The organism is Spirosoma sp. (genome assembly GCF_026391055.1).
Lineage (GTDB): Bacteria > Bacteroidota > Bacteroidia > Cytophagales > Spirosomataceae > Spirosoma.
Map to the genome: position 1 here is coordinate 287,888 of NZ_JAPLET010000010.1, position 26,541 is coordinate 314,428.

The following is a 26,541-nucleotide window of genomic DNA, read 5'->3' on the forward strand; positions in this document are numbered from 1 at the left end:
GATTATTGGTTCGTAACAAGCACAAACACTAAACACAGACAGACACATTTATTACTTTAATTAGGATTGCGTTTGTTGTACAGCGACTCAAAAGTTGCGTACCCGACGGTACGAGATAAAGAGTACTGGATCGGCTTCTACAAACATTTCGTCGCTACGCGACCGACGTTGAACCTAATTTGTGCTCTCTAACAGCCGGGCTAAAGGCTACAATCTATTTCACCAATGCCATTACAGCCTCATCGCCCATAACGGCGCGGGCCGGGCGGGGGTGGGCCGCATTGAAAACCGCTAAATCCGACGGTTCAAGCAGCTTGTTTGGCGACTCGTCAATCTGCCCATCTTTCATCACCCGGTTCAGATCCAGCTTTAGCTCTTTCGCCAGAAACCGGTAAGCGGCAGTACGCTTGCTGGGGCCGTAATCGTGGCCTTCCATTGGCAAGTGCACGTTTTCGACCCGGTCTTTAGCCCCATAATAACCGTAGATGGCCTGGATGTACGGAAACTCGACATCCGGCGTGTTTTTTGTCCAGTCTTTCCCATCCGAAATCAGAATCATGGGGCGTGGAGCGGCTAAAGCAGCTAGTTCGACATTGCTTGTCTGGTGTGTAGGTCGTTTGTGAATGGGCATGCCGCTCTCGCAGGTACATCCGCCAAAGAAGTGCGCCGACACCATCACTACGGGTACCGACACTTTAATCCGCTGGTCAAGGGCGGTGAGCAGAAAGGTTTGCGTACCCCCACCCGATTCACCCGACATGGCCACCCGGTTTTTATCTACCTCGGGCAGGCTAGTCAGGAAGTCAAGCGACCGCATGCCGTTCAGGGTTTGCAGTTTCAGGGCTTCAGGGACCTTATGGGATGTCTGCTTCGAATCGCCGTAACCCAGCATGTCATACACAAAGACCACCGCACCCATACGGGCCATCGTGGCGCACCGTTGCTGGGTTTGTTCAACAAAGCGGGCATCTTCTTTTGCTGCGTGACCATGCGGGCAGAGAACGGCCGGTATTTTCCCGGTTATAGTGAGGGGTTTATATAAGTTACCCGTTACAAAAACGCCCGGAATACTTTCGAAATACACATTTTCGACCGTGTAGCCATTCATCTTTTTCAGACTGTGGCGGACGGGCTGCAACGGAGCAAACTTTGGTTTGTCGGGCAGTTGCATTCCCTCGCGTATCCCCTGCCGAATGAGCTTGGCCCGAGCCTCCCAACTGGCGCGGTCGTGGTGAGTCTGGGCGAAAGTCTTTAATGCAGCCGCCCCTTCCGCTTCGGTGAAATACGCCCCCTGACATAAATCCGGTCGGGCCGGATTGGGTTGCGCAAAAGCGGTTACTGTACTTAAAACGTATGAACTGACAAGCAATCGGAGGTTCATGATAAGGAGTAATTTATTGAACACAAAGACACGGAAATTTCGGCGCCGGGCGCACATTCCTTAATTCATACGCACGAGTTTAAATCAACCTCAAAAGATGGCTCTGCAGGACTCTTACTCCATAACCGGTTAGCTTATCGTGTAATTCTTATAGTTTAATCGAAAGATGTGCAAAAAATAATCTTCTGGCCGATTACTGCCTCCTGCGGCTATGAAGAAAACGGACAGGCTTAGCTGTATCTGCCTGATTAGATCCACACTTAACTCGTCAATGCCTCTGGTGCATTTTCCTGACGTACCGGCTCCCCAACTGCCAGTGGCAACGTTATGGTGAACGTAGTTCCTACTTTTTCCTTACTCTCGACGTCTAAAGTCCCACCATGACATTCCACAAATTGGCGGGCAATAACAAGGCCCAGGCCGGTACCCTGTATGCCGTTGGTGTTGCTCCCCCGGAAGAAAGCCTGAAACAGAGAAGTCTGTTCTTTAACCGGGATGCCTATACCAGCATCGATCACTTGTAAGATCAGGTTGTCGGGCGAAAAGATGACACGAAGGATAGGAGATGTAGTAACCGAGAATTTAAAGGCATTCGACAGCAGATTCATCAGCACATGCGTCATTAGTTTGGCATCAAGATTCACCCACCGGGGCGTTCCTTCAATAAGCAATCGAACGCTTCGGTGATCGGCCCGTTCACTGAAGTGCGTGTCGATCAGGGTCTCACAAAGACCAACGACATCTTCTGCGCGGGGAGCATATGTTATCTTTCCGGCTTCAATCTGACCAATGGTTAATACATCGGTCAGGAGCGAGCTAAACTGGGCGATCTGCTTTTCAATTACCCCCAGGTGCTTCTGGATGGAGGCCCGGGCAGTAGCAGCAGGCGCGTCGAGATACAGCTTGATCAGTTCCACACTAGACTGAATAGTAGTCATCGGCGTACGGAACTCATGAGAAGCCGTTGAGACAAACTGAGACTTGAGCTGGTTTAACTCCTGCTCCCGCAGGAGCGACTTCTGAAGAACGAACTCTTTTTCTTTCTGGACGGTCACATCGCTGGCAATTCCAATATGACGCAGCGCATTACCCGCTTCATCACGGATGGTGAAGCTACGAATCAACAGCCAGCGTAAAGGCGCATCGTTAGTCTGTAATCTACAATATAACTCTCCATCTATACCCGCCTTATATTGTTCCATAAATGCCCGTACCGCCGGTACATCTTCGGCGAGAACGGTTTCCATAAACGAAAGCGGCCTCTCCTTTAATTGCTCAAGGGTCGTGTTCCAAACTCGTTCAAAGGCCGTGTTTACATACAGCAATCGAAACGGCTTGGCCGAATGGATCCAGAATACTTCGTCAACATTTTCAGCAATTTCCTGAAAGCGCTGTTCACTTTCCTGCAATTGCTGCTGGGCAGCCTGCTGTTCTACCTTTGGCTGGAGCAACTGCATGTGGAGTGCCTGATCCTGCAACTCCTGCTTCTGTTGCAATACCTCACTGGTACGTGCCTGTACCTCTTTTTGCAAATAAACCTGTTGCGCTTTTATCCGGTTGACCCGCAGACGGTATACGCCGTAGAGTGTTCCCAGCAAGAACAAGGTCATGAGCGTTTTAAACCACCAGGTAAGCCAAAAAGGGGGCATAATAACAACTGTTAGTGATGTTCCTTTGCTATTCCACAGCCCATCATTATTGGAGGCTTTCACCCGGAACGTGTAGGTGCCGGGATCGAGGTTCGTATAGGTTGCGGTCCGTTTTGTACCGATATAATTCCATGCTGCATCAAACCCCTCCAGCTTGTAAGCGTATTGATTTTTTTCGGGGACGGTATAATTGAGGGCAGCGAATTCGAAGGTAAATACGGATTCTTTATACGATAGGGTAATCAGGTCTGTTTCGCTGATGTGACTGTGAATCAGCTCGTGCTTATCGCCAACCGAAACCGGTTTGTTAAAAACAAGGAAATCGGTAATGTAGACCGGCGGAATAAATGTATTCTTTTTCAGGCTATCCGGATGAAACGTACTGAACCCGTTCACACCGCCGAAAAAGAGTTGGCCATCCGTGGTCTGGAAACTGGAATTATCCCTGAACTCGTTTCCCTGTAATCCGTCGGAGTGCCCAAAATTCTGAAACGTCTTCGTTCGGGGATCGAACCGGGAGAGGCCGTTATTCGTACTAAGCCAAAGAATATTTTTGCGATCTTTCTGGATAGCAAAAACAATATTGCTGGCCAGTCCTTCTTTTTCGGTGTAGGCTTTGAACGTCTGCTTACTTGTGTCAAAATAATTTACACCACCACCCACGGTACCTATCCACAAGTTACCATGATCGGCTCCGAGAATGGACTGCACATTATCATTGGACAGGCTGTGTTTGTTTTGCGGATCGTGCTGATACCGCGTGAATCGTTTACGCGCACGATCAAGCCGATTTAACCCTTTGTACGTACCTACCCAAATGTCGCCGTTAGTATCCTGAAAAACAGCCGTTACTATATTATCACTAATACTTGTTTTATCATCAGGATTTGTACGATAATGAGTAAACGTACCATCCTTGACGTTGTAGAAGTTAAGTCCGCCCTTCCAGGTACCTACCCAGATATTCCCGTCCCGGTCTTTAAACAGGTTGTTTACATCGGAAATAGACAGACTCCGGCTATCATTTGCTTTGGGTAAATGATGCTTGGAAATACCGGTTTTAACATTAAAAAAGTCAAAGCCGCCATTATGAAACCCAAGCCCCAGCACATCGGGTGCAACACGAATTACGGATATGACATGGTTGTTGCTAATCGAATTCCGATCTTTATAGGAGTGTCTGTATTGCGTGAAGCGTTTTGTCTTTCGGTCAAACAGGTTTAGTCCTCCGCCATCGGTGCCGATCCAGATGTAATTTTCGTTTCCCGACGGATCACCACAAATAGCTAATACAACATTATTACTCAGGCTTCGGGGATCGTTGGCAATCTGCCGGTAAGAGTCAAACTTTCTACCAAATCTGGGCACAAAATTTACGCCCCCGGCATAGGTGCCAATCCAGATGTTATCTGCATTATCCCGATAAATGCAATAGACCGAATTGTTATTCAGCGTACCATTGTCATCGGGATTGTTCTGATAGGTTGTGAATAGATCTGTTCGTTTGTCGTATATACTAATGCCCCCGTTTTCAGTACCTATCCACAAGTTACCGCTCCGATCTTCCATCACGGAGAGAATATCGTTATGGGTGATACTACGGCTGTTTAGTGGGTTATGCAGGAAGCTGCGAAACGAATTGCTTTTTTGATCGTAAACCGATAGCCCGCCCCCATCCGTTCCTATCCAGATAGCGCCGGTACCATCTTTATATAATTCCTTGATCCAATCGGACTGTATACTGGTTGTCGACGACGCCTTTTTGGAATAACGGACAATCTGGTTAGTGGCAGCAGTGTACCGATACAGGCCTTTTTCGGTTCCAACCCATAAATTACCGTTGTTATCTTCTAAAACCCGGCTGACATAGGTAGTATATTTACGTAATTCCCGATTGATCTGTTGATGTGGTTTATAAGTCCCCGTTTGCGAATTGAACAGGAATAAACCCTGATCGGTACCCAGCCACAATCTGTCTTTACTATCCTGGAAAATATCATTAATACTATAACTCAGCGTACCATCCGGGTGATGAACAAATTTATTCTTTACCCCGTCGAACCGATCTAAACCACCCGAAGTACCAATCCAGAGGTTTCCGGCCTTATCTTCCAGCATGGCCAATACATAGCTGTTACAGATACTGCTTTTATTGTCGAGCTCCTCTTTGTAATGCGTAAACGTATACCCATCGTATTTATTCAGACCGTCTTCAGTACCGAACCACATAAACCCCTTTTTATCTTTAAGAATGGCGCAGACATGGCTTTGAGAAAGCCCCTGATTTGTCGTTAAATGGCTAAAGGTCAGCCCTTGTGCTTGTAGCCTGAACACATTCAAACTACTAATGCACAACCAAATGACAGCGGCAGTAAGCGTTGCTTTCATTACTTAAATCGGCTATAGATAGTGTGGTTGTAAGCGTCTTTCCATACTCTACCAGAGATGATCTGTATACTCTCTGTTGACCATTTTTGTCCTGTATGGCCAATTTATTCTTTATGAGACCCTAGTCTTGGTTTACACGCTCTTCAACACCAACTACACGCTTTAAGAGCAACAACAGGGTTAATCAAGCTTAGGTATATATCCACAAATAGTATATACGTTTATAAATATAGCATAGTTATATATATTATAATCAAAGTATTTTAAGATAAAGTTACTGATCATCGTTTTATATCACCTCGTTTCAATGCTTTTACTGCGTAGTCAGCCGCTCGCGCGGATAAAGCCATATACGTGAGTGATGGGTTCTGACAGGGGGATGAAGTCATGGAAGCCCCATCGGTGCAAAATACGTTTTTGACAAGATGGTGCTGGTTGAACTTGTTAAAGACCGAATTTTTAGGTGATGTTCCCATCCGGGCGGTACCCATCTCATGGATGCTCAGCCCCGGATGAGCCTGAGCGTCGAAGCCGTTAATGTTCGAGAAGCCTGATCTTTCAAGCATCTGAACGGCTTGCTCTTTGGCGTCTTTCCGCATGAGCGTTTCGTTTTCACGATAGTGAACATCCATTTTCAGGACGGGCTGCCCCCATTTATCGGTGACGTCATTTGTCAGGTAAACGCGATTGTCTTCGTACGGCATGCATTCGCCGAAGGCGTCGAGCGTTATTTTCCAGTTGCCAAACTGTGTGGCTTTTTCTTTAAAATCAGCCCCGAATCCTTCGTCGTGGTAAGCGTGGTCCCAGTTCTCACGGTTGGTATACACTTCAAACCCGTAACCACGCTTAAACGGCTGTTTTTCGTGTCCTGGCAGATTCCGGAAACGCGGAATATACAGCCCCGCCGGATGCCGACCGTAGTAGTATTTATCCAGATCATGTTCGTAATCGGCCGTGGCACCTACGTGAAAATGGTGGTCCATCAGGTTCCGGCCCAGTTGCCCGCTGTCGTCCATTCCGTTCGGAAAGCGGTTCGATCGGGAGTTCATCAGGATATACGTCGACCCCAGCGCCGATGCGTTCAGAAAAATAATACTGGCCTTAAATTCGTGCCATTCGTGCGTTTGCTCGTCGATAACCCGCACGCCCGTCGCATAACCCGTTTTTTCGTCATAAATAATGGAGTTGACAATGGAATGCGGCCGAACGGTAAGGCGTTTTGTTCGGCGGGCAGCAGGTAACGTAGCCGACTGCGTACTAAAATAGGCACCATACGGACAGCCGCGTATGCACAGGTTCCTGAACTGGCATTTGGCACGTCCCAGACTTGTTTGCTCTTTGGTAGGGGCAGTCAGGTGAGCAGCCCGCGCCGAAATCACCCTCCGGTCGGGAAACATTCCATTCACGGCTTTACGCAGATGCGCTTCGACGCAATTGTCGGGCAGGGCGGGTTGAAATTGGCCGTCGGGCAGATGTGGCAGGCCGTCCCGATCTCCGGCAATACCGGCAAACTTCTCGACATAATCGTACCAGGGAGCTATGTCTTTGTAGCGAATAGGCCAGTCTGTTGCAATACCTTCTCTGGCGTTGGCTTCGAAATCGAGGTCAGAGAAGCGAAACGAGTAACGCCCCCACATAAGCGACTTCCCCCCGACATGATACCCCCGAATCCAGTCGAAGGGTTTTTCTTCGACGTATGGATTGTCCAGGTCGTTGACAAAGTGCTGGTGGGTAGCTTCTGTAATGGTAAAGCCGGTTCGGTTCTGTACAGGGTATTTTTTCAGTTCATCCAGTGGCATCGCCTGATTATGGTGCGGAAAATCCCACGGATTCATCGTGGCGGTGTGATAATCCGACACGTGCTCAATCATCCGTCCCCGTTCGAGCAGCAACACGTTCATTCCTTTCTCACAAAGCTCCTTCGCCGACCAGCCGCCACTAATGCCAGACCCAACAACAATTGCATCGAATTTCTTGCCGGGCGGAATGGGCGGTTGGGGCGATTTGCGTGAATGGGTCATGATGTCAACGTTATGGTTAGTATAGAACGTATTTGGTGCTATTGTAGTGCTGACCGTCCCGGTCGGGTGTATAGTAAGTAACTGGTGCTTCGCCCCACCAGGACGACCGGCTTACCAACTTTGCAAAAATGCGGCAATTTCCATGCCCCACGCAATACCTATGTGAAGGAGCAGCCCGCCCCAGATACTGCGCGTGCTTAACGCCAGAACACCCAGCAAATAGCCACCGAATAACGACGATACCGCTTCGCCCAACGGCCGCCCGAAATGAATGCAACAATACCAGATCACCATCGGCAAAACGGCTCCGTTTCCCAGTATTCTGCTCATACCAATCACGAGAAAGCCCCGGAAGAGCAGTTCCGTTGGCACGAAGTCCCAACCATAACAAAGCTCGTAGACGAGCGCGGTTACCCACTCGGGCACGCCGAAAAACTCGTTGGCGCTGGTATCGTGGTACGTTGGGTACGATTGCAGGAAATCGGGCTGGAAGGATGCCAGCGTAATGAGCGGAATCATCAGCGCCAGCATGACTGCATAAAGAACCAGTCCCTCTCGCTTCGGTACCATGCCGTAAAAACCTGATCGGTAACGGTCTGCCAACGCATAAAACAGGTATAGTGGCAGCACAATCGTCAGCACAGATTGTAAATTATGCAGACAGTAATAAGCAAACACATAGATCTGCCCATCAAACAGCTGTCGGCTCCAGTTGCTGTGTGCATAAAATCCCGCGTAGATCGAGTAGCAAACCAGAGCCGTTCCGCTTCGCAGCCAGAACTCGCGGCTGCGCCAGATATCGGTTCGGTCATGAAAGTAAGTCCAGAGCCAGACGCTGACGTAATAGGCCGTAGTGTACAGGCAAAAATACAGAACCGGCCATATTGGCTTGCCCTGATGCGCGTTGATGTAGTGGTCTTCGAAGTCGAAGTAGTAATTGACGGCAAGGAGTAGTGCCACCCAGAGTGCGGTGACCGCGTAGAGATCGAGACGAAAGTCGGTGCGGATATGATCGCGCAGGTCGCGCCAGAGGGCTTTCATGTACTAATCATACGATAGGCGTTCGACTTTCCCTGCCAAAGCCAGGTAACAAGACTTTATTCGTTTATCAGGGTTAGACAGCCGATTTTTTGTCACATGGATTAAGAGGGAAATCACCCATGTAAATACGGGATATTTCCCCTTGTTTCAACATGAATTTAGTACAGTCCTTTACCAAAACTCTTACCGATTCAATTTACCATGAAAAAACCCACTGCCTTGCTTGCCCTGATTACCTTATTGATCTCTCCATTCGTTTATGCACAGACTACTCCACGCGCAATGGCTAAGCCCGGCGAAGAGGTTCATGTTTGGGCTTATCCGGTTAAAGCCGGTAAACAAAAGCAGTATGAGCACTTCGTACACGACATCTTCTGGCCGGGCGCAAAAAAACTATCGGCAGGTGAGCAACGGGTGTTTAAGCAAACACGGGTGATGCACCCAACGAAAGCCAACGCCGACGGCACTTTCACTTACCTGTTTATCATGGACCCTTACATTAAAGGCGGTGACTATGATATTGAATCGCTCATTAAGAAGATGTACGGTCCTAAACAGGGTGCTGAGCATTACAAACTTTTCAATGGGGCCGTCGTACCCGGCAAAGATGTAGGCTATCAGGCCATACAGTCGAAAGATTGACCTGAGCGGTACGGGCCATTTACCCTGCTGAGGTAAAGACTTACCGCTCAGAAACCATCCGGTTAAACGATCTGCGAGGACACAACCTCGGGAAGGGGGAGCGATTCCCTTACCCGCCCGGTTTGTGTCCTCACAGACTTATTTCACGTTAGTAAGCGCTTGCTACAACAAGAACTGTCTGTAGTAAGGACACAAACTTAGGGAATGAGCAGCAAGGTGGCTCTTGCCTGAGATGAGGAAAAGAATTAGAACCCTTCCTTTTCAGCCTCTTTATCTTTTTTCTTCTCGTCTTTCTTCTTCTCTTCCTTCGCTACTTTCTGGCCAGGTTGTGGCTTTGGTTTCGGTACTGGTTTGGTTTTCGTCTTGTATTGATCCAGATACCGGTCTACAAATAAAGCTTTCTCGTCGGCCGTTGCCGCCACGACCTCAATAGTCGCTTTCCCCGAGTTTTTAGACCCGGCCAGTAAGCGATCGTTAATATCCTGCTCGGATGTGACAATGGCCAACTGACCCAGCCCCGTTGGTGTACTGGCTGGTTTATAATCGTAAAACACCCATACATCGGGCGACGATTCGAGGTAAATGCTGGCTTCGTCGCCGTTGCCCGTCTTTCTGATTTCTATAAAGCCGTCCATCTGGGCGTTTACGTCGGTGGCCATCATGTTCGATACGCCCAGCTTCCCTACGCTGTAGAACGCATTGTATTTGGTAGACCAGCGCAGGTTCGCATTGGCCAGTACCAGCATGGCATTTAATTTGGGCGATGCCTGACCAAGTGGCACGTGCTGGTTCTGCGCTTTAAGCCGATAAGCATCCACCGCCTGCTGACCAATTAAGGGCACTAGCTTATCCGACAACCGATTCAGGTCATCATCGGCCGCTTCATCGTTCTTCTCTTCCAGATTTGTCTTGACCAGCTTGTCCGAAATAAGCGCCGTAATCGGATCAGGAACCGGGAAGGCAAAAGCCAGCAACGTATTGAAACGGTACAGGCTACTGTCGATGTTGACCCGAGCCGAACCCGACGACAATAAATACTCACGCGGCCCCGAATTCATGAGGTTCATCTTCCCCTTAAAGGTCATCAGACCACGAGCATCATTGAACGTAAAGGCGTTCTCGACTTCATCTTCGACAGCCGCTACTGTAGCCGTGCTATCTGTTTTCGTGCTATCAACAACAGGCGCGGTGCTTACAGACGATTCGACGGACAAATCACTGCCTTTGGAGGCTATCCGGTATACTTTGTCCTTTTCATCGTATCGCATGATACCCGTTGCCGTAAACAGGTCATCATCTTTCGAGTCTTCTTTGGGTGAGAGGAAGGTTGGATACAGACCCGCGTTTCCCAGTCGGAAATGAATACCGGCTACCAGCTGCTGCCCACCTTCATTTTTCAGGTTCTTATCTACCTTCACTTCCAGCCGTTCCTCCACTTTTTCCTTGAACGGAATCCAGCCGCCAACCAAGTCCTGACGTTTTTTGAGCGCCGGTTTAATAAACCCATCCATGGCCAGGTCAGGCGAGGGAGCCTGCATGGTAATCGCCCCTTTGAAGAGCATTTTCGGGGCCAGTTGCAGGTTGTCTTCTTCCTCCACTTCGGCGCGGGCTACGGTGAAATAAGTCGTTACGGGCTTAGCGTTAGCATTTCGTTTGCTACGCGTAGCTGTCCGGCCGGCTTTCTTCGTATCGGCGGTCAGCGATGGGGCATCTGGTTTGGTAACGGCTCCAGCGGGGGCTTCTTTAAGCTCAAAGCTTCCCATTTTAATACTGGCCGTATCGCCTTTGGCGGTCGCGAACTGGTAGGTAGCATCGCCCGCAAATTTGGTCCGGGAGAGTATCTGAATATTTCCGTTCTTGAGCCGGTGGAATCGGCTGATTGTGTCCAGTTCGAGCCGGGCGTTTTTGAGGGCTATCATTTCGCCGTTACGCCGGATAGCCACCTGCCCTTTGTCGGGATAAATGCGGGCGTCGGCCGATGTTACATAAGGCACCCCACTAATATTCAGCGTTCGCTTTTCCACATCATACAGCCCCCCCGACGCGTTGAAGGTAAGGCCCTCCTGCTCTTCGGCTGTAGCCGTAAACGTAGAGGTTTTCACATCGCCTTTCATCGCAATCGTTTTGGCGTTGATGTTCCACTGCGCCCGGTTGATGCTGGTTTTATAGGCCGCAAATGGGAATTCCATGCTGGCACTTACGGTATCGTCCAGACTTTCGCGCTTGTTGATGGCCAGTCCAACAATACCTTTTGTCTGATTGAAATCAACATCGATGCCGTTACCCAGCAGAACGGGTTTGCCGACGGGTGTACCGGGTGTTTCTTTGTCCTGAAGAATCTTGAACTGAGCGTTGGTGGCAATAAAGCCTTCTTTGTTGAACTTGATGCTCCCCGAAACGGCTTCCGAGTCTTTCCGGCGCAGGGTTCCATTGCCAAACAAACCCGTCGACCGTAAGGCAAGTCCCCCTTCGAGATTGGTGGTCGCGCTGTAGAAGTTGAAGTTATTCTTCTGAGTTGTGATAACCATGCTGTCTGCTTTAGGCCACCACTTCAGACTGTAATTATTCAGTTGAACCTGCGGGAAGTAGGCAGACGCCCCCCCGGGCTTACCGATCAACCCTTCTTTAATTTCGCCTTTCTCACCCGATGCCAGCAGTGAGTCGGTCATAAACAAGATACCCTTGGTATCCAGACTGGCGGTAAGGTGATTCAGAATGCCCTCCGCCCGAAGCCCGCTCTTATCCATCGTCAGCTCGCCCGTGAACTTCACCGTCGACGGAGCAGCTCCTTTCTTGCCACTGTACACCGGATAACCCGCAGCCGGTGCTTTGTGGACAAAGCCTAGTGTATTGTCGGGCATGGTTTTCAGCTCGGCCTTGAACGGAGGGAAAATACCATCAGAGTAAAAAGTACCCATGAAGGAGATATCCCCTTTTCCTAAACTGTCGTTGTCGATGGCCGGAATCTTGAAATATACTTTCTGATTATAAGTGGTGTTTCCACGAACGGGCTGGTTAAAGTAAACGGTCATTCCCTCGGGCATGACCAGCCGTTGGGTTGTCTTCTTGCCCGCGATACGGCCCGATTTATTATCAGCCCCACCCAGATAAACCATTCCCGGATTCTCATATTTGATATCGCCCCCTATTTCGCCTTCTTTTCCCTGAGCCGCCAGTTTCTGCGACGAGAAGGTGATGGAGTCGATTTTATTGAGTGTCATTCCAAACTTCTCGTAGTCGAATTTGAGGTCGCGACCGGCATAGCGAAGGTTACCGGCTTTTACCTGACCATTCAGGGTAAAAGCCCGGTTCTTGCCTATCCGAAGGGTTTTATCGAAGGGATAGCCAAAAATTTTCAGCGAATCGGATAGTGTGAACTGCTTAACGCCACGAATGGTCAGGACTTTATCGTCCAGATTGATCGTTGCATTTTTGGTGCTGTCGTTCGACGAAAACAGCGATTGCACCTGAAAATTGTCGTAGTCACGTTTCTGTGTATAGGCCAGTACGTACAGATACCCTTTCCGGCTCAGGCGCATCTCTTGTGTATTGGGATTGCGGTCGATATAGCCTTCCAGCACCATACGTCCCAAAGCCCCTCGCAGAGAGGTCGGGTTTACATTTTTGGCAAACCGGGTAATGTCATCGTCCAGAAAAGACTGCTGTTTTGTAGTTGAGATGTAATTCGCCACAATTTGCAGCGGGTGAAACCCGTAATCGACGGTCAGGTCGGCGTAGCGTTGCGGGTGGAAGTAATCGAATGACTCGAACCGAACGGGTATTTCGCGTTTGGCACCTACCTGGTAAAAATCCACTTTCCGGCGTGGCAGATCCCAGCGCACCACTTCGGGCATGATGTAAAATTTGTGGTACGAATCGGCGTAGGGAACCCGGGCGTAGTCGGTGCGCTGCTCACGGTCGAGCCAGGCGATCTTTTGATTTTTATCGTACCGAAACCTCACTGACGGATGCGAAACGGAATCGGTATCGACATAACCGATAAACGAGGCCGAGTTAGCCGAAATCATGGGGAGCGATTTTCCCGTTGGCGATTTCGCCGGTTCGGGTGTGGTGTTGAAGCCCGACGAGGCCAGTCCAGCCTGTGTTGAATCCGGTCGGCCACCGGCCGTTACGGAAGAGGTCGTATCGCTCACGTTAAAATCGAAACGGCGGCTGCTGGCTTTAAACGCCGGTTTACCATTGTATTTTACCGTAATCTGAGCGGGTTGTCCACTGGCCGAAGCCCCTACCATTTGCGTGCCCGACAGCGCCAAACCGCCCCGGTACTCAATATCAGGCCCTAGATCGGGCAGTTTAACATCGTTTTGCCACGACATAAAGCGCGGATATGTAACAGGACCGCCTTTCTTCTTACTGACGTATTCAAAAACACCTTTAATAGGCTTGCTGTTACCGTAGGTCAGTATTACATCGTCGGCCTGTAGACGCGGATTCATGGTGATGAGCGCATAATCGCTCAGGGTCACGAAAATATCCGGCCGACCGGCGGTGGCCCAGGTGAACTTGCCCCCCTGCCCTATCAGCGTGCCATCTTTCAACATCAGATCGCCACTTGTATTCGCCAGCACAGCCGAATCGCCATTGGCAATTATGGCCAAGGATACATCTTTCAGGCTAATAACAGCCCCCGAAACCGACGGAATGGGCCGACGCTGCGGAATGTATTGCGGCCCCAGTTGGCGCGGCATGGTGGAATCAACAGCGGGCGTGTCCCAGCCGTCGAAGCGGGACCGTTCGGCGGCTGCTTTGGCGGCAGCAATCGAATCGGTGGGGGTTTTGATGGCGTCGGGTTTGTTGGCTATCTGTACATTGTCGACATACCGGAACTGGTATGAGCCACCGAGCGCGTAGAGCTTGTTATACGAACCGGCGTACAACTCCTGGCGCTCCATAAACCGGCGGGTCGTTTCGAGGCTTCGGGCGAAGGTCTTAGGATCGTTGGCGTCGAACAGTTTTTCGGCAATGGTGAGAATCCCATCGATATTACCACCCGACGGCTGTTGAGCAGCCAGATAAACAGACTCGAAGAAGGGCGTAAAGTGGGTCGCTGCCGGAAGCCGTTTCTGGTTCATTTTCCGGCTGAGTGCCATCACGCGCTCCTGTTGCTGCGCCGACAATTTGTTCTCCGACCAGAGCGATTGCAGGTTCGTACCCGCCCGCACCGCCACCGGCCCGCCCGTAGCCATCAGTTTTTGCACCTCGGGCATAAACTGATCAGGCTTATCCGAAAGCCGAACCGCCTGCCCAAAGGAGGTGGTGATGCTCATGAAAGCAACAATAAGGCTGTACTGTATCCGATTCATATAGCTCATAGCTGATGGGAAGGTAAACCTATAAGGTCTCAGAGACCTTACAGGTTTACCTTCCCATCAGCGTTTATTAAATGACAAAGAAGTCCATTGATTCGTTGTTAGCCGATTTGTCAATGCCAGTCCGGACTCGGCGGCTTTTTGCTCAATATCGGCAGCATCGTGTTCATAAAACCCACTGACGACCAACTGGCCGTTTCGTGTTAACAAGTTTGTATAGGTGGGAATTTCGGCCAGTAGAACGTTTCGGTTGATATTGGCCAGCACAATCTCATATTGATTTGTGGAGTCGACATCAGCAATCGTCCCCTGAAACACCGTGACTTGCGGGCAACTGTTTAGCTCAGCATTTTCGCGGGCGTTCTCAACGGCCCACTCTTCAATATCAAATGCCAGTACGTTGTCAGCCCCCATCTTCGCGGCCAGAATCGCCAGAATACCCGTTCCACTTCCCACATCGAGCACCGACTTACCCGAAAAATCAAGGCCAAGCTGCTGTTCCATCATCATGGCGGTGGTTTCGTGGTGGCCCGTTCCGAACGACATTTTCGGGTTAATGACAATGTCGTAACGAAACCGGGCATCCGACTCGTGGAAGGACGCCCGGACCCGGACCTGGTCGGCAACTTCTATCGGCTCATAATCCCTTTCCCACTCGGCGTTCCAGTTTCGCTTTTCTAACGAATTGACTTCGTAGGCTATTGCAGTCTGACCGGCGTATTTCGCAATCAATTCCAGAACGGCCTCTTCTATGTAATCAGGCTCTATAATGTACGCATTCAGCCCTTCGTCGGTTTCGACAAATGACTCATACCCAAGTTCGGCGAGTTCGGCAGTGAGGATATCGGTATAGTCGGGCGACAGGCGGAGTTGTAGTTCAATGTAGTTCATACATCAAAGTAACGAAAAAGGGCAAGCTGTTTGGCTTACCCCTTTAGAAACTACCGATGTGGTTTTGTCACAACGTTCCGGCTTTCATCTTTTTCAGCGATTCTTCGAGCGACCCTACCATTGGGGAGTTACGTTCTTTTTCTTTTTTGACGGCTTTCGTTTGCCATTCCAGAGCCTCTTCTTTGCGGCCCAGCCAGTACAAAATATGCGCGTAGGTATCCAGCAGGCTACCATCTTCGCGGTACTCCAGCGTTCGCTTCGACCAGCTCAGGGCTTTGTTGAGATAGACCGGGTCGCGCGTTAATTCCTGAAACTCCCAGGCAGCCTGATTGAGTGCGCTCACATATCGCTGAGTGTTTGGAAAGGCCATCACCTGAACCATCTGGCCGGGGGCGGTGGGGCGGATAACCTGTCCATTCGGTCCTGTAAACTCGCCCCGCATCCGGCGCTGACTATCCAGTTCGTCCAGTTTCTGAATGGAGTCGACCCGGGCAGTCATGAACTGCCTGTCGAAATAGCTGGATGCCATTTGCAAATATTGAAGCGTATCCTGAATACCCCGAAAATAGCGCATCAAAACCCAGTCGTGGGCAGCCCTTCCGTTCTTATAGTCGTTTTGATAAGTTCTTAGTCTAAAAATGGCGGTTTGGGTGGCTAAGTCGATATTGTGATCCTTGATTGCTTTTCGCAGCGAATTGTTGGTTATCTGCCCATTGAGCTCAACCGCTTTATTCCAGCCCACTGCTTTGTATAGACTATCAGTTCTCATATAGTTCCGACGAAAAATACGATCAGCTATACTGCCTACTACCGGTGCCTGTTCAAAAACAAACCGAAGTAACGATCCGGAGTCCAGGGAATCGGTCGGCAAACTAACTATATACGCATCTAAAGGCTCTGTGTTCGATAAACCCAATTCGCGCAACCGGTTAATGTAATTACGCATAAATGCGGATGACCGCTCCCCTTTAGCGTAGGTCTCTGTCATGGCTTTGAGCGGGCGTTCCTTATTTCGGGTAAGCGCTTCTTCGGCTTTTTCAAGGTACGCCCGGTCTAACGTGGTGGTCCCACAATAGCGAGCCAGCGGATTTTCATCGGCGTCCAGGTAAACAGATGAAGGGGTGCACTCTACCTGCAGTTTTTCAACCAGTTCTTTACCAATACCCGTTGTTCCGTTTGTCCGGAAACTCACAAAATGAAGGGCGAACTTCTCCCGTACCAACGGACTTTTAAAGGCTATCGATGCCACTTCGCCACACCCTCCACACCCGGGATTATCGAGGTGAAGGAACAACAGTTTTTTCTCTTTTTTGGCTTTCTTTACGGCATCAGCCCAACTGCCTGCCTCAAAAACGATGCCTTGAGCAGATAAAGCGCCTGGCATCAACGCCAGTACAACCAGGAATGGATAGAGTAATTTCATACGCAGACAGAACAAAGATGACCGTATACAAACAAGACATACGACAACACAAATCATGCGACCAGAGGCAGCAATTTATAACGCTAAACTAACCATCTTCTTTAAATACCAGCAAAGACGGCCTAAAACTTATCAATTAGTTAACAACTGTTTATTTCTATTAAAATTCAGTTTCAGTATCTGGTCATAAACTAGCGTGCGCCATACCTTTGCCAATCATGAGAAATGCCTTTCTGATAATTGATACGCAGTTCGATTTCTGCCACCCACAGGGTGCTCTGTTTGTGCCCGGAGCAGAACAGGATGTTGAGCGCATGTCGGCGCTGATCCGGAATCATGCCGATCAGATCGACCACATTGTCGTTACGCTCGACACGCACCAGGTACTCGACATTTCGCACCCGCTTTTCTGGCATGATGCGTCGGGCAATCACCCGGCCCCCTTCACCCGTATTTCGGGCGACGAGGTCGATGCAGGCCGATGGATTCCCCGCTTCTCACCCGAAAAAGCGATCAACTATATTCACAACCTCGAAGCCGATGGTCAGTTTGCCCACTTTATCTGGCCCGAACATTGTTTGATTGGCTCGCGTGGGGCAGCGCTGCACGATACATTGCTCGACGCGCTCAAGAATTGGTCGCGGAAGCGGGACCTCGATTACGTAGCGGTACAAAAAGGACTGTATCCGCTGTCGGAACACTTCGGTATTTTTCGGGCGCAAGTGCCGGATGCCAACGTACCCGAAACACAGCTGAACACGTCACTTATTGCAGATCTGGCTCGTTTCGATACAGTCTATCTACTGGGAGAAGCAAAATCGCACTGCGTAGCCAACAGCCTGAAACAAATTCTGGACTTTGCCCCGGAACTCATCCCCAAACTCGTTATCGTGACCGACTGCATGTCGGATGTAACGGGTCTTGGCTATCTTGCCGATCCGATTTACGCCGAAGCTCAATCGAGAAACGTTCGTTTTCTGAAAGCGGACGCCGTTTTTAACTAAAAACTCTTACCTTTTTGTCGCTATGGAAAAGACGCTCTCTTTGTTTCCGCTCAACCTGATTGTTTATCCTGGCGAGGATTTGAATCTGCATATTTTTGAACCACGCTACCGTCAGCTCATAAACGAATGCCTGGAAGAAGAGCGGACATTTGGTATTCCGGCTTTCATAAACAATAAGCTCCCCGGCTACGGGACCGAGATGCACGTAACCACGCTGCATAAACGCTATCCCGATGGCCGAATGGACATTAAATCGAAAGGCCTGGGCGTTTTTAAGCTGGTAAACTTCGAGAATCCGATACCCGGCAAACTGTATGCCGGTGGTGACGTGGAGCTACTTCCACCCGGCGACAGCTACAGCGCCCACGCATCGGCCCTGGTCGAACGGCTTGAACGATTGTATAACCTCCTACAAATCGAAACAGATTACTCAGCTTCATCGGAGAACCTATCTTATAAGGTGGCGCATAAAGTGGGGCTATCTATTGAGCAGGAATACGAACTGCTAACCCTCGAAACGGAAGCCGAACGCCAGCTTTTTCTCATCCAGCACCTCAACAACGTACTTCCGGTGGTATCGGACATGGAGCGCACCAAGCAGCGAATCCGCATGAACGGCCATTTTAAGAACCTGGACCCGTTGAATTTTTAGATGTTGGTGGAGTAGTGAAGTACGTGAAATGGGTGGAGTGAGTGCAGTAGTTGGCAACTTCCTCTGTTGACTGTTTCACTTATTATACCTACTCCACTCATTTCACGTACTTCACCAAAACCTAATTTTTCTCCTCCACTTTCCCGACTTTTTTCGCTCGTTTGGGTAATTGGTCAGCTAGCTCCTGGAGGTTTTTGATGGGTGGACGCGGCTTCTCGGCTTCGCCAATAACAAAGCCATATGGCTTGAGGGCCTCTACAGAATCGAAAATAACTTTTATAATGGCTGTCATGGGCAAGGCTAAAATCAGGCCCGGCAACCCCCATACGTTTTCCCACAAAATCAGCACAACAATGGCTGCCAGTGGATTGATACTCACTTTGGAGCCGACGATGTAAGGTGTGATGAAGTTTCCCTCCAGCGTTTGCACGAACAGGAAAACACCAATAACGCCCAGTGCCTTTAGTGGGTTATCCTGCGTGACGAGCGTATAAGCCGCCGGCAATAACGACCCCATCGAAATACCGAAGTACGGAATCAGCACCAGACAGGCCCCGAAGAACCCGAAGAACACCGCATAATCTACGCCCAGAATAAGCAGTCCAACCGTCATTAACGTGCCGATAATCAGGATTACCAGTACCAGACCGGCTAGATAATCTTTAACGACTTCATAAATACCACTCATAACGTCGTCGATCTTCGACCGGCGGGTATCGTCGAACACTTTGTAGAAGAACGAGCGAAAGAAGTCGCGGTAAAGCAAGAAAAAGAAGGCAAATAGCAAAACCAGAAACAGGTTCGTCAGAATACTGGTGGTGGCCAGCAGCGTGGTCGTTAGAATGGTGCCGCCCTCGGCTAGAGCCTGATTCAGGTACTTTTTAATTTCGGCTACCTGCCGCTTCCGGTCGATATTCAGTTGTTCGTCGGCAAAGGTCTGAATACTATCAATATATTGACTTCCGCGCTTTACAAACTGCGGAATCACTTCCGAGAAGCTACTGATTTGGACGGATACACCCCAGAATAAGGCCGTTAGCGCCCCCAGAGCCAGTAACAGGCACATAACAATGGCTAATATTCTTGGAACGCCCCAGTTTTCGAGCCGCTGCACCAGCGGAAACAGTAAAACAGAAAACAGGATAGCAAAAACCAGTGGAATCAGCAGACCCTGCAACTCATGTAAGCCATATATAATAATAACCAGCGACAGCAGTACGCAAACAAGTTTTGCGTACGATGGGAGCTCAATTTCCCGGGAGCGAATATTCATAATGCAAGTAAAAACAACTCAGTAGTTTAATTGTAATTTTCGTTTAAATTTGGATAGCTTACCGATGTAACCAACCCGTAATCTTTCGCTTTGTTTAGATCGTTTACTTAGCTTAATGAGGAATTAATGAACTCAAAATCAACCGTCAGGCGAGGGTTCGAATTAGGAAATAGCTGTTAAGTTTTTGTTAAGTATGCATTCCTGATTGATAACGTTGCGGATAAGCCACGTAACTTCGGCCTGCCGATATGGGATAAACGTACCAACGGATAAACGATTCTTACCAACTTCACTTCGTATGAGTGCTGCTAAAGCTGCTCAACCTTTACACCGCGTTCTCGTCGTTGACGATGACGCCGACATCCTAGAGATGCTCGAATATAACTTATCTAAGGAGGGTTACGATGTTCGCACAGCAACCGACGGCCGAAAAGCCCTTGAGGTCGCCAGAACGTATATGCCCGAATTAGTCCTGCTGGATATCATGATGCCGCATCTGGATGGCATTGAGGCTGGCCGACAGCTTCGCGACATTCCCGAACTGCGCCAGACCTATATTCTGTACCTGACAGCCCGCTCGGAAGAGTACTCCGAAGTAGCCGCGTTCGACGTTGGCGCCGACGACTACATTACCAAGCCCATCAAGCCCCGTGCGCTGATGAGCCGTATCAACGCTCTGTTCCGTCGGGAAGCTCAGAAAGCCGATCCCGGCGAGCAAATTCAGATTGCTGACCTGCTCATTAACCGCAAAAATTATTCGGTTAGCCAAAACGACAAACAGGTCATTCTGCCCAAAAAAGAATTTGAACTGTTATTTTTCCTCGCTCAGCACCCAAACAAGGTGTGCAGCCGCGAGGAGTTACTGCAAAAAATATGGGGGGCGGATATTTACGTACTCGAACGCACGGTAGACGTACACATCCGCAAGCTCCGCGAAAAAATTGGCGATACGCACATCCGTACGCTAAAGGGTGTGGGGTATATGTTTACCGACCAGCCAGAATAAAAGGCGAAAGGGTGAAAGAGCGAAAGGGTGAAATCGGCTTAAGCTAGTTTTCACTCTTTCGCTCTTTCACCCTTTCGCTCTTTCACCTTTCTACCGTTTACACATGTCCTTAAGCCCCCGTATTATTGCGCTTCTGCTGGCCTGCCTGATTTCGGCTATGACGCTCATCTTTCTGTCGTTTGTCGACGGGGCTACCATCAACATTCTTTTTGTAGCGGGTCTTTCATCGTTTGCCATCTCGTTTTTTCTGGTTTTGTACGCTATTGAGTTGCTTGTATTTCGCGAAGTGAACAAGATGTACAAGACTATTCACAAACTGAAAATCCGCGACTTCAACATCTCGCGGAAGGCAATCATCAAAAACACGAACCCGTTTAAAAAGCTGAACGACGAGATTTTCGTCTATGTCGCCAAAAAGCAGAAGGAAATCGATGAGTTGAAACGCCTGGAGCTTTTCCGGCGGGAGTTTCTGGCCGATGTATCGCATGAATTAAAAACGCCCATTTTTGCCGCTCAGGGCTTTATTCATACCCTGATTGACGGAGCAGTTGACGACGAACGGGTTCGGGACAAATTTCTCTCCAAAGCCGCCAAAAGTCTCGACGGGCTCGATGCGCTGGTGAAAGATCTGGTAGCGCTCTCGCAACTGGAAACGGGCGAAGTGAAAATGAACTTCGACCGGGTCGACCTGGCCCACGTTACGCACGAAATTTTTGAACAGCTGGAAAAAATTGCCCACGCCAAGCGAACGTCGCTTGTGCTGAAAAGTACACCCCCTGGCCCTGTTTGGGTAAAGGCCGATGCCCAGCGTATTCTACAGGTGATGACCAACCTTATCGAAAATGCAGTTAAATACGGCAATGAAAACGGGCATGTGCAGGTCAATCTGGAAGAAGACAAAAAATTCATTCTCGTCTCCATTCGCGACGATGGACCCGGCATTCCTCCCGAACATTTAAGCCGGATTTTCGAGCGTTTTTATCGGGTAGAAAAAAGCCGCTCTAAAGACCGGGGCGGCACAGGCCTGGGATTAGCCATCGTGAAGCACATCCTGAACGCCCATAAGTCGAAGATATCCGTAATGAGCAAAGTTGATAAAGGAACCACTTTCCGGTTCAAACTGGAGCGAGTTGATTAATAGCGAGGGTGGTACGCTGCTGCGACACACCACCCTCGCTACCGATCAGATAAGTCGTTTTAGTACAAAGCTAGTTACAATGATTTGTCCGTTTCGCCGGACCAGGATAGAGACTTCTTTCCCTTCCCCCTTTTGAAGAATCTTGTATATATCGCTAACCGTCAAATCATTGGCTGAATTATTATTAACGAATAAAACTTCATCTCCTTCCATTAAACCGGCCATATCGGCTGGGGAGCCGTCAACGACTTTGTCGACATAATAGTTACGAAGCCGCTCGCCTTTGGCACGAAGCTCCATACCGCTCATGTCATGCTCAAAACTCTCGCGCATAAGCCGCTTAATTGGCTTCATGACAATGTACCGGTCGGTATAATTGAAGGTAACGTTGAAGCGACGCAGTAACTCACAGCCTACGTTGCCCTGCCGCTCGGGCATATCGACCAGTTTCATACCAAAGGCCATGCTGTCCGGAAAAGAGGCCAGGATATTATCCAGTTCATACTTACCAAACCGCACCTTCTGGATTCGACCCATAACGCCGTTTATAACGCCGTTGAGGCCCCGGCCCAACTGTGCCCGAATGCTTTTAGCAGGCATAGGCATAGCGGCCGTACTTCGCGAACGGTCGAGCAACAACGCATGGCCGGCACCAGTATCTAGAACCACGCGCAAAGGCAGACTTTTTTCGCCGTCAAACACCGACAGGGCATCGGTATAGGCTTTGGTATCCTGAATGGTAATAGGGTATCGATCACCTTTGCGTTTCCGGTATGTATATTTCTCGGGCTTCACCAGTGTTATTTCCCGGCGCTGGAAATCAACGTTTACAACGAAGTTGGCAAAGATTTCGTAACCAAAAATGCCATGTACTGGCGTACCTACATACTCCGACAGTTTCAAAACATCCTCGTCCAGAATAACCAGATTATGGTGTGCGGCCCTAAGTCCGCCCATGCTCAACGTGTTATCGATGGCTATAGAGGCTGTTAGACTACCTCCTTCACCAGCTCCGCTGATTTTCACCTTACGGGTCAGGGTAAGCGGCTTTTTGGCGAAGGCGCTCGGATCGGTAATAATGGTATTGCTTACCCCCGTATCGAGAATGAAGCGCAGCGTGTCGGAATCGTTGACGCGTACCGGAACGATGATCAGGTTCGAGTGCAGTTGGAACGGAATGCGGGTCCATGTCCGGTTTCCGGTGATAAAAAATCCATAACGCTCCTTGTCAGGTATTCCCTGCTGGTGATCGTCGCCCCGCGTAACCGCGTAGGTGCACAGTAGCCCGATTATCAATACCAGCGTTTTCATATAGAAGTTGTCTTACATTAAAATTACGCATTTTTTTATCCGAATAACACAAGAATTTACGTATTGGTTTTTTCTGATTACGAACGGTTTAGCTGCTCTATAGGGGTTCAGACAAATTTTAGTAACTGCACGGACCAAGTGTTCGGCTTAAATGTTCTAATTTCGCCCCGAATTGACAAAGAAACGACTGTTTCAAGGGGTTTATTTATTGGTTCTGAACTCATTATTAATTGATTATGCGGAAGAAAATCGTTGCTGGAAACTGGAAAATGAACAAGACAGCCGAAGAAGCAAAAGCCCTGCTATCGGAGGTAATTAATATGGTTAAGGATGAAGTAACGGGTGATGTTGAAGTAGTCCTTTGCCCACCCGCGCTCTATCTGGCTACCGCCCGGCAATACGTAACCGATGGAGGCAAGGTTGCGTTGGGTGCCCAAAACTGCCACGAGAAAGCATCCGGTGCTTATACGGGCGAGATTTCGGCCCCTATGCTCCAGTCAATCGGCGTTGAGTATGTTATACTGGGCCACAGCGAACGGCGGCAGTATTTCGGCGAAACCAACGCTCAACTAGCCGAAAAAGTAAATATCGCGCTCGAAAACGGACTGAAGCCTATCTTCTGCTGCGGAGAATCGCGCGATCTTCGCGAAAACGGTGATTATGTTGCCTTCGTAAAAGATCAGATTACGGAAAGCCTTTTTCATCTGTCAGCCGAGTCGTTTGCCAATGTTGTGATCGCTTACGAACCCATCTGGGCGATTGGTACCGGCCTGACGGCTTCGTCGGCACAGGCACAGGATATGCACTTCGAACTCCGCCAGCACATTGCCGGTCAATACGGCGACGCGGTAGCGCAGGATACAACCATCCTTTACGGTGGCAGTGCCAACGCGCAGAACGCCGAAGAGCTGTTCGCCCGCCCCGACGTTGACGGTGGCCTGATTGGTGGCGCATCGCTCAAATCCCGCGACTTCCTGACCGTTGTAAAAGCAGCGCAATAAACTTCAGTGAGCGAATAATGGAATGTGCGAATGCCTCAATGATAAGCACAAGTCCGCCACTTATTAAGGCATTCACACATTCTATCATTCAAAATTAACAATGACTGCTGCCGATTACGTCCACGCTTACAACATGCAGCCTCATCCTGAAGGGGGCTATTTTGCGGAGACGTACCGGGCAGCCGAGACAATTCGGCAGACGGATTTACCGGAGCGATTTGGCGGAGATCGGGCCTTCAGTACAGCAATCTATTTTCTGCTCGAAAGCCATCATGTTTCGGCCCTGCACCGGATTGCGTCGGACGAAGTCTGGCATTTTTACGCGGGTGGGGCGCTGGAAATTTTTGTCATTACCCCAACCGGCGAATTAACGGTTATTCGGCTAGGCAACAATCCAGAAAAAGGCGAAGTATTTCAGGCCGTCGTACCGGCGGGTTGCTGGTTCGGCTCGAAGCCTGCCACCGGTATTGACTTCTCGCTGGTTGGCTGCACTGTAGCCCCCGGTTTCGACTTCGCTGACTTCGAACTGGCCAGCCGCGAGACGTTACTAAACCAGTTTCCGGAGTATAGAGAAGTAATTGAGAAACTGTCAGAACCGGGATTTCGACCAGATGGAAAGGATTAGACAAGATTGTTGCTGACAAGTATTCGGGATGTTAACATTCAGTAATCTTGTCTAAAATGTTGTCTAATCCTTTAAATCCCGGCCCTGACTACCTAAAACTCACATTCCCGAACTTCGACACTACCCGCACTTTGGTGCCCGATCCACTACCAACTTTGCCAATGTACTGTTTGGTAAGCCGGGGGCCACGATGATTATCATTGTCGTTGGGTTGGGATGTGAAATGCATTGTTGCCCCAGACCCGTAATTGAAGTTGCCATAACTCACCGTTACATCGAAGTCGCAATCATTGCTATTGTCTAACGGCAGCCCTATTGATGAATAAGCCGCCTGAATGTTCAGGTTATCGGCGGTTTTGGGTAGCTGGTCGATCCGAAAGCCGTTCGAAAACTCAATTTTAATCTTACCCGATTCGCGGATAGTGCCAATTTTAGCTCCCGAGTAATTGATATCTGCATCCAGCTTACCTACATCGCCAATATTCATCTTCCCAAATTTATTGGTCAGCACCAGTACATTGGCTTTCGACAGTTCCAGATTACCATAGGCCATATCCACTTTTCCCTGACCCATAGTACCGATGTCTGCTTTACCGTAGGCCACATCAATGTCGTTCTGGCGGCTGGTTAGATCATCCGCATTGAAGTTGCCGTATCGACTGTAGACTGTTAAAGGGGCCTGAAAAGCCGGAATGTTGGTATCGCCGAATCGGTTCCGAACAGACAGCGCGTTCTGACGGGGCATCATCACTTCGTAATTGATCTTAACGAAGTTCCGTTCACCGCCGTCTTTCCATTTGCCCAGACTCCAGTTTGAGATGCTGCTCTGGCTAAAATTTGTGCGAACCGTGATCTGGTTGCCGGAGCGCTTCTCTTCGATGGATACCGCATCCATAAACTTTTGTACCCGCTCTTCGGAATCAGAATTGGCGATGATGGTGATTTGCACCCGGATTTCGCTTTTGTCCCACAAACCAACCGTTACCTGCCCGAACTGGTTGTCAACAACAAGATTATCGTTGCTGCTCACATCGAACAGTTTGATAATGGTCTTCTTCTTTTCGATCGTGCCAAACCCTTCATGCTCTCCGGCCCAGGTGAGCATCGGCAAGAGGCACAGTACTATACTACACAGGATTTTCATGAGTTTGTTGTTTAATGCGCTGAATAACACGCAACTGTTCATTGAGCAGGTTAATCTGAAGTTGCAGATTCTGGATCATGGCCTGAATAAGCACTTCCTGATTCGGGTTTTTGGGCAAGTCGGATTTCAATGATTGGTATGATTTCTCAAGCCGGTCGAGGTCGGTGGCAAATTCGGCATACAGTTCCGGGTCGTCTTGTGTCATTTGCTTTAACTCAGCCCGTTTCACGTCGATCAGTTCGGTGTAATGCACCACCTCTTTGGCATACATCGGGCTGGCCGCTACCACTTCCGGCTGATGCGCAACGCCGTATTCGTGATTCATGTACACAAATACGCCGGCCAGCAGTAGCACTGCAATGGAAGCCGCCACTCGCCAGTCGAGCGCAGGCCAGCCTATTTGCCGACTTGCCAATCGGGTCGGCGATTGTCCAGTTGTGCTTCCCTCACCGGCTTGAGTGGAGTTAATATGAATCTGACGGAATGGCGTATCCCGTTCAGGTTGCTGTTTATCCAGCCCCTGTTCTAGTTTTTGCCACAAGTTATTGGGTGGCTCCTTGTCGTCAAAAGCCTCGCGGTTATCGCGGACGAAGCGTTCCAGATTATCTTTTTTCATCTTTA

Annotated in this window: 18 protein-coding genes; 7 read left to right on the forward strand and 11 right to left on the reverse strand. The window is 49.4% G+C overall.

The annotated features are described in order from the left end of the window. Window positions 1-214: 214 nt before the first annotated feature. From NT073_RS03605 to NT073_RS03620, 4 genes are all read right to left on the reverse strand, one after another. Entirely contained in the window at window positions 215-1,381 is a 1,167-nt protein-coding gene (locus tag NT073_RS03605; protein ID WP_297368910.1) for an acetylxylan esterase, read from the reverse strand. A 260-nt stretch (window positions 1,382-1,641) separates the two neighbouring features. After that, on the reverse strand, window positions 1,642-5,418 hold the full coding sequence (locus NT073_RS03610) for a two-component regulator propeller domain-containing protein (protein WP_297368914.1): 3,777 nt from the start codon (window positions 5,416-5,418) through the stop codon (window positions 1,642-1,644). 281 nt (window positions 5,419-5,699) lie between these two features. Further along, the gene (locus NT073_RS03615) at window positions 5,700-7,439 is read right to left on the reverse strand and encodes a GMC family oxidoreductase (RefSeq protein WP_297368917.1); all 1,740 of its coding nucleotides are present in this window, start codon (window positions 7,437-7,439) and stop codon (window positions 5,700-5,702) included. A 111-nt stretch (window positions 7,440-7,550) separates the two neighbouring features. Then, window positions 7,551-8,480: a CPBP family intramembrane glutamic endopeptidase gene (locus tag NT073_RS03620; RefSeq protein ID WP_297368919.1), complete on the reverse strand. Its 930-nt coding sequence runs from the start codon at window positions 8,478-8,480 to the stop codon at window positions 7,551-7,553. A 201-nt stretch (window positions 8,481-8,681) separates the two neighbouring features. Between NT073_RS03620 and NT073_RS03625 the strand changes: the two genes are divergently transcribed. Continuing rightward, window positions 8,682-9,122: a hypothetical protein gene (locus NT073_RS03625; RefSeq protein ID WP_297368922.1), complete on the forward strand. Its 441-nt coding sequence runs from the start codon at window positions 8,682-8,684 to the stop codon at window positions 9,120-9,122. Window positions 9,123-9,367: 245 nt separating this feature from the next. Here the strand turns inward: NT073_RS03625 and NT073_RS03630 are convergent, their stop codons facing one another. The 3 genes from NT073_RS03630 to NT073_RS03640 form a co-directional block, all read right to left on the reverse strand. Then, window positions 9,368-14,455, reverse strand: coding sequence for a hypothetical protein (locus NT073_RS03630; protein ID WP_297368925.1), 5,088 nt, complete (start codon window positions 14,453-14,455; stop codon window positions 9,368-9,370). A gap of 57 nt (window positions 14,456-14,512) precedes the next feature. After that, entirely contained in the window at window positions 14,513-15,343 is an 831-nt protein-coding gene (gene prmA / locus NT073_RS03635; protein ID WP_297368928.1) for a 50S ribosomal protein L11 methyltransferase, read from the reverse strand. A gap of 67 nt (window positions 15,344-15,410) precedes the next feature. Next, the gene (locus NT073_RS03640) at window positions 15,411-16,766 is read right to left on the reverse strand and encodes a hypothetical protein (RefSeq protein ID WP_297368931.1); all 1,356 of its coding nucleotides are present in this window, start codon (window positions 16,764-16,766) and stop codon (window positions 15,411-15,413) included. 218 nt (window positions 16,767-16,984) lie between these two features. Between NT073_RS03640 and NT073_RS03645 the strand changes: the two genes are divergently transcribed. Next, entirely contained in the window at window positions 16,985-17,770 is a 786-nt protein-coding gene (locus tag NT073_RS03645; RefSeq protein ID WP_297368934.1) for a nicotinamidase, read from the forward strand. Window positions 17,771-17,792: 22 nt separating this feature from the next. Continuing rightward, complete coding sequence (locus NT073_RS03650) at window positions 17,793-18,422, forward strand: LON peptidase substrate-binding domain-containing protein (RefSeq protein ID WP_297368937.1); 630 nt, start codon at window positions 17,793-17,795, stop codon at window positions 18,420-18,422. A gap of 121 nt (window positions 18,423-18,543) precedes the next feature. Here the strand turns inward: NT073_RS03650 and NT073_RS03655 are convergent, their stop codons facing one another. Then, window positions 18,544-19,695 carry an AI-2E family transporter gene (locus tag NT073_RS03655; RefSeq protein WP_297368939.1) on the reverse strand — a complete coding sequence of 384 codons (1,152 nt, stop codon included), beginning with the start codon at window positions 19,693-19,695 and terminating at the stop codon, window positions 18,544-18,546. Window positions 19,696-19,993: 298 nt separating this feature from the next. Here NT073_RS03655 and NT073_RS03660 point away from each other — a divergent pair, with 298 nt between their 5' ends. Together NT073_RS03660 and NT073_RS03665 are read left to right on the forward strand one after the other, a co-directional pair. Continuing rightward, entirely contained in the window at window positions 19,994-20,701 is a 708-nt protein-coding gene (locus tag NT073_RS03660; protein ID WP_012930069.1) for a response regulator transcription factor, read from the forward strand. Between the two features lie 103 nt (window positions 20,702-20,804). Next, window positions 20,805-21,839, forward strand: coding sequence for an ATP-binding protein (locus NT073_RS03665; RefSeq protein ID WP_297368946.1), 1,035 nt, complete (start codon window positions 20,805-20,807; stop codon window positions 21,837-21,839). Window positions 21,840-21,884: 45 nt separating this feature from the next. Here NT073_RS03665 and NT073_RS03670 read toward each other — a convergent pair whose 3' ends face one another. Further along, a complete protein-coding gene (locus NT073_RS03670; protein WP_297368950.1) occupies window positions 21,885-23,150 on the reverse strand; it encodes an aspartyl protease family protein in 1,266 nt (421 codons plus the stop codon). Between the two features lie 236 nt (window positions 23,151-23,386). On the opposite strand from NT073_RS03670, the gene tpiA reads away from it, so the two are divergent. Beyond that, window positions 23,387-24,151: a triose-phosphate isomerase gene (gene tpiA / locus NT073_RS03675; RefSeq protein WP_297368952.1), complete on the forward strand. Its 765-nt coding sequence runs from the start codon at window positions 23,387-23,389 to the stop codon at window positions 24,149-24,151. 100 nt (window positions 24,152-24,251) lie between these two features. Beyond that, on the forward strand, window positions 24,252-24,776 hold the full coding sequence (locus NT073_RS03680) for a cupin domain-containing protein (RefSeq protein ID WP_297368954.1): 525 nt from the start codon (window positions 24,252-24,254) through the stop codon (window positions 24,774-24,776). Between the two features lie 88 nt (window positions 24,777-24,864). Here NT073_RS03680 and NT073_RS03685 read toward each other — a convergent pair whose 3' ends face one another. Then, entirely contained in the window at window positions 24,865-25,920 is a 1,056-nt protein-coding gene (locus NT073_RS03685; protein ID WP_297368956.1) for a DUF4097 family beta strand repeat-containing protein, read from the reverse strand. Beyond that, on the reverse strand, window positions 25,904-26,536 hold the full coding sequence (locus NT073_RS03690) for a hypothetical protein (protein ID WP_297368958.1): 633 nt from the start codon (window positions 26,534-26,536) through the stop codon (window positions 25,904-25,906). The genes NT073_RS03685 and NT073_RS03690 overlap by 17 nt, the downstream gene beginning before the upstream one ends. Window positions 26,537-26,541 lie beyond the last annotated feature (5 nt).

What these genes read in the sequence shown, in the direction of transcription:
- NT073_RS03605 (WP_297368910.1), bottom strand. Translation starts at nt 1,381, where the DNA reads ATGAACCTCCGATTGCTTGTCAGTTCATACGTTTTAAGTACAGTAACC.
- NT073_RS03610 (WP_297368914.1), bottom strand. Translation starts at nt 5,418, where the DNA reads ATGAAAGCAACGCTTACTGCCGCTGTCATTTGGTTGTGCATTAGTAGT.
- NT073_RS03615 (WP_297368917.1), bottom strand. Translation starts at nt 7,439, where the DNA reads ATGACCCATTCACGCAAATCGCCCCAACCGCCCATTCCGCCCGGCAAG.
- NT073_RS03620 (WP_297368919.1), bottom strand. Translation starts at nt 8,480, where the DNA reads ATGAAAGCCCTCTGGCGCGACCTGCGCGATCATATCCGCACCGACTTT.
- NT073_RS03625 (WP_297368922.1), top strand. Translation starts at nt 8,682, where the DNA reads ATGAAAAAACCCACTGCCTTGCTTGCCCTGATTACCTTATTGATCTCT.
- NT073_RS03630 (WP_297368925.1), bottom strand. Translation starts at nt 14,455, where the DNA reads ATGAGCTATATGAATCGGATACAGTACAGCCTTATTGTTGCTTTCATG.
- prmA (WP_297368928.1), bottom strand. Translation starts at nt 15,343, where the DNA reads ATGAACTACATTGAACTACAACTCCGCCTGTCGCCCGACTATACCGAT.
- NT073_RS03640 (WP_297368931.1), bottom strand. Translation starts at nt 16,766, where the DNA reads ATGAAATTACTCTATCCATTCCTGGTTGTACTGGCGTTGATGCCAGGC.
- NT073_RS03645 (WP_297368934.1), top strand. Translation starts at nt 16,985, where the DNA reads ATGAGAAATGCCTTTCTGATAATTGATACGCAGTTCGATTTCTGCCAC.
- NT073_RS03650 (WP_297368937.1), top strand. Translation starts at nt 17,793, where the DNA reads ATGGAAAAGACGCTCTCTTTGTTTCCGCTCAACCTGATTGTTTATCCT.
- NT073_RS03655 (WP_297368939.1), bottom strand. Translation starts at nt 19,695, where the DNA reads ATGAATATTCGCTCCCGGGAAATTGAGCTCCCATCGTACGCAAAACTT.
- NT073_RS03660 (WP_012930069.1), top strand. Translation starts at nt 19,994, where the DNA reads ATGAGTGCTGCTAAAGCTGCTCAACCTTTACACCGCGTTCTCGTCGTT.
- NT073_RS03665 (WP_297368946.1), top strand. Translation starts at nt 20,805, where the DNA reads ATGTCCTTAAGCCCCCGTATTATTGCGCTTCTGCTGGCCTGCCTGATT.
- NT073_RS03670 (WP_297368950.1), bottom strand. Translation starts at nt 23,150, where the DNA reads ATGAAAACGCTGGTATTGATAATCGGGCTACTGTGCACCTACGCGGTT.
- tpiA (WP_297368952.1), top strand. Translation starts at nt 23,387, where the DNA reads ATGCGGAAGAAAATCGTTGCTGGAAACTGGAAAATGAACAAGACAGCC.
- NT073_RS03680 (WP_297368954.1), top strand. Translation starts at nt 24,252, where the DNA reads ATGACTGCTGCCGATTACGTCCACGCTTACAACATGCAGCCTCATCCT.
- NT073_RS03685 (WP_297368956.1), bottom strand. Translation starts at nt 25,920, where the DNA reads ATGAAAATCCTGTGTAGTATAGTACTGTGCCTCTTGCCGATGCTCACC.
- NT073_RS03690 (WP_297368958.1), bottom strand. Translation starts at nt 26,536, where the DNA reads ATGAAAAAAGATAATCTGGAACGCTTCGTCCGCGATAACCGCGAGGCT.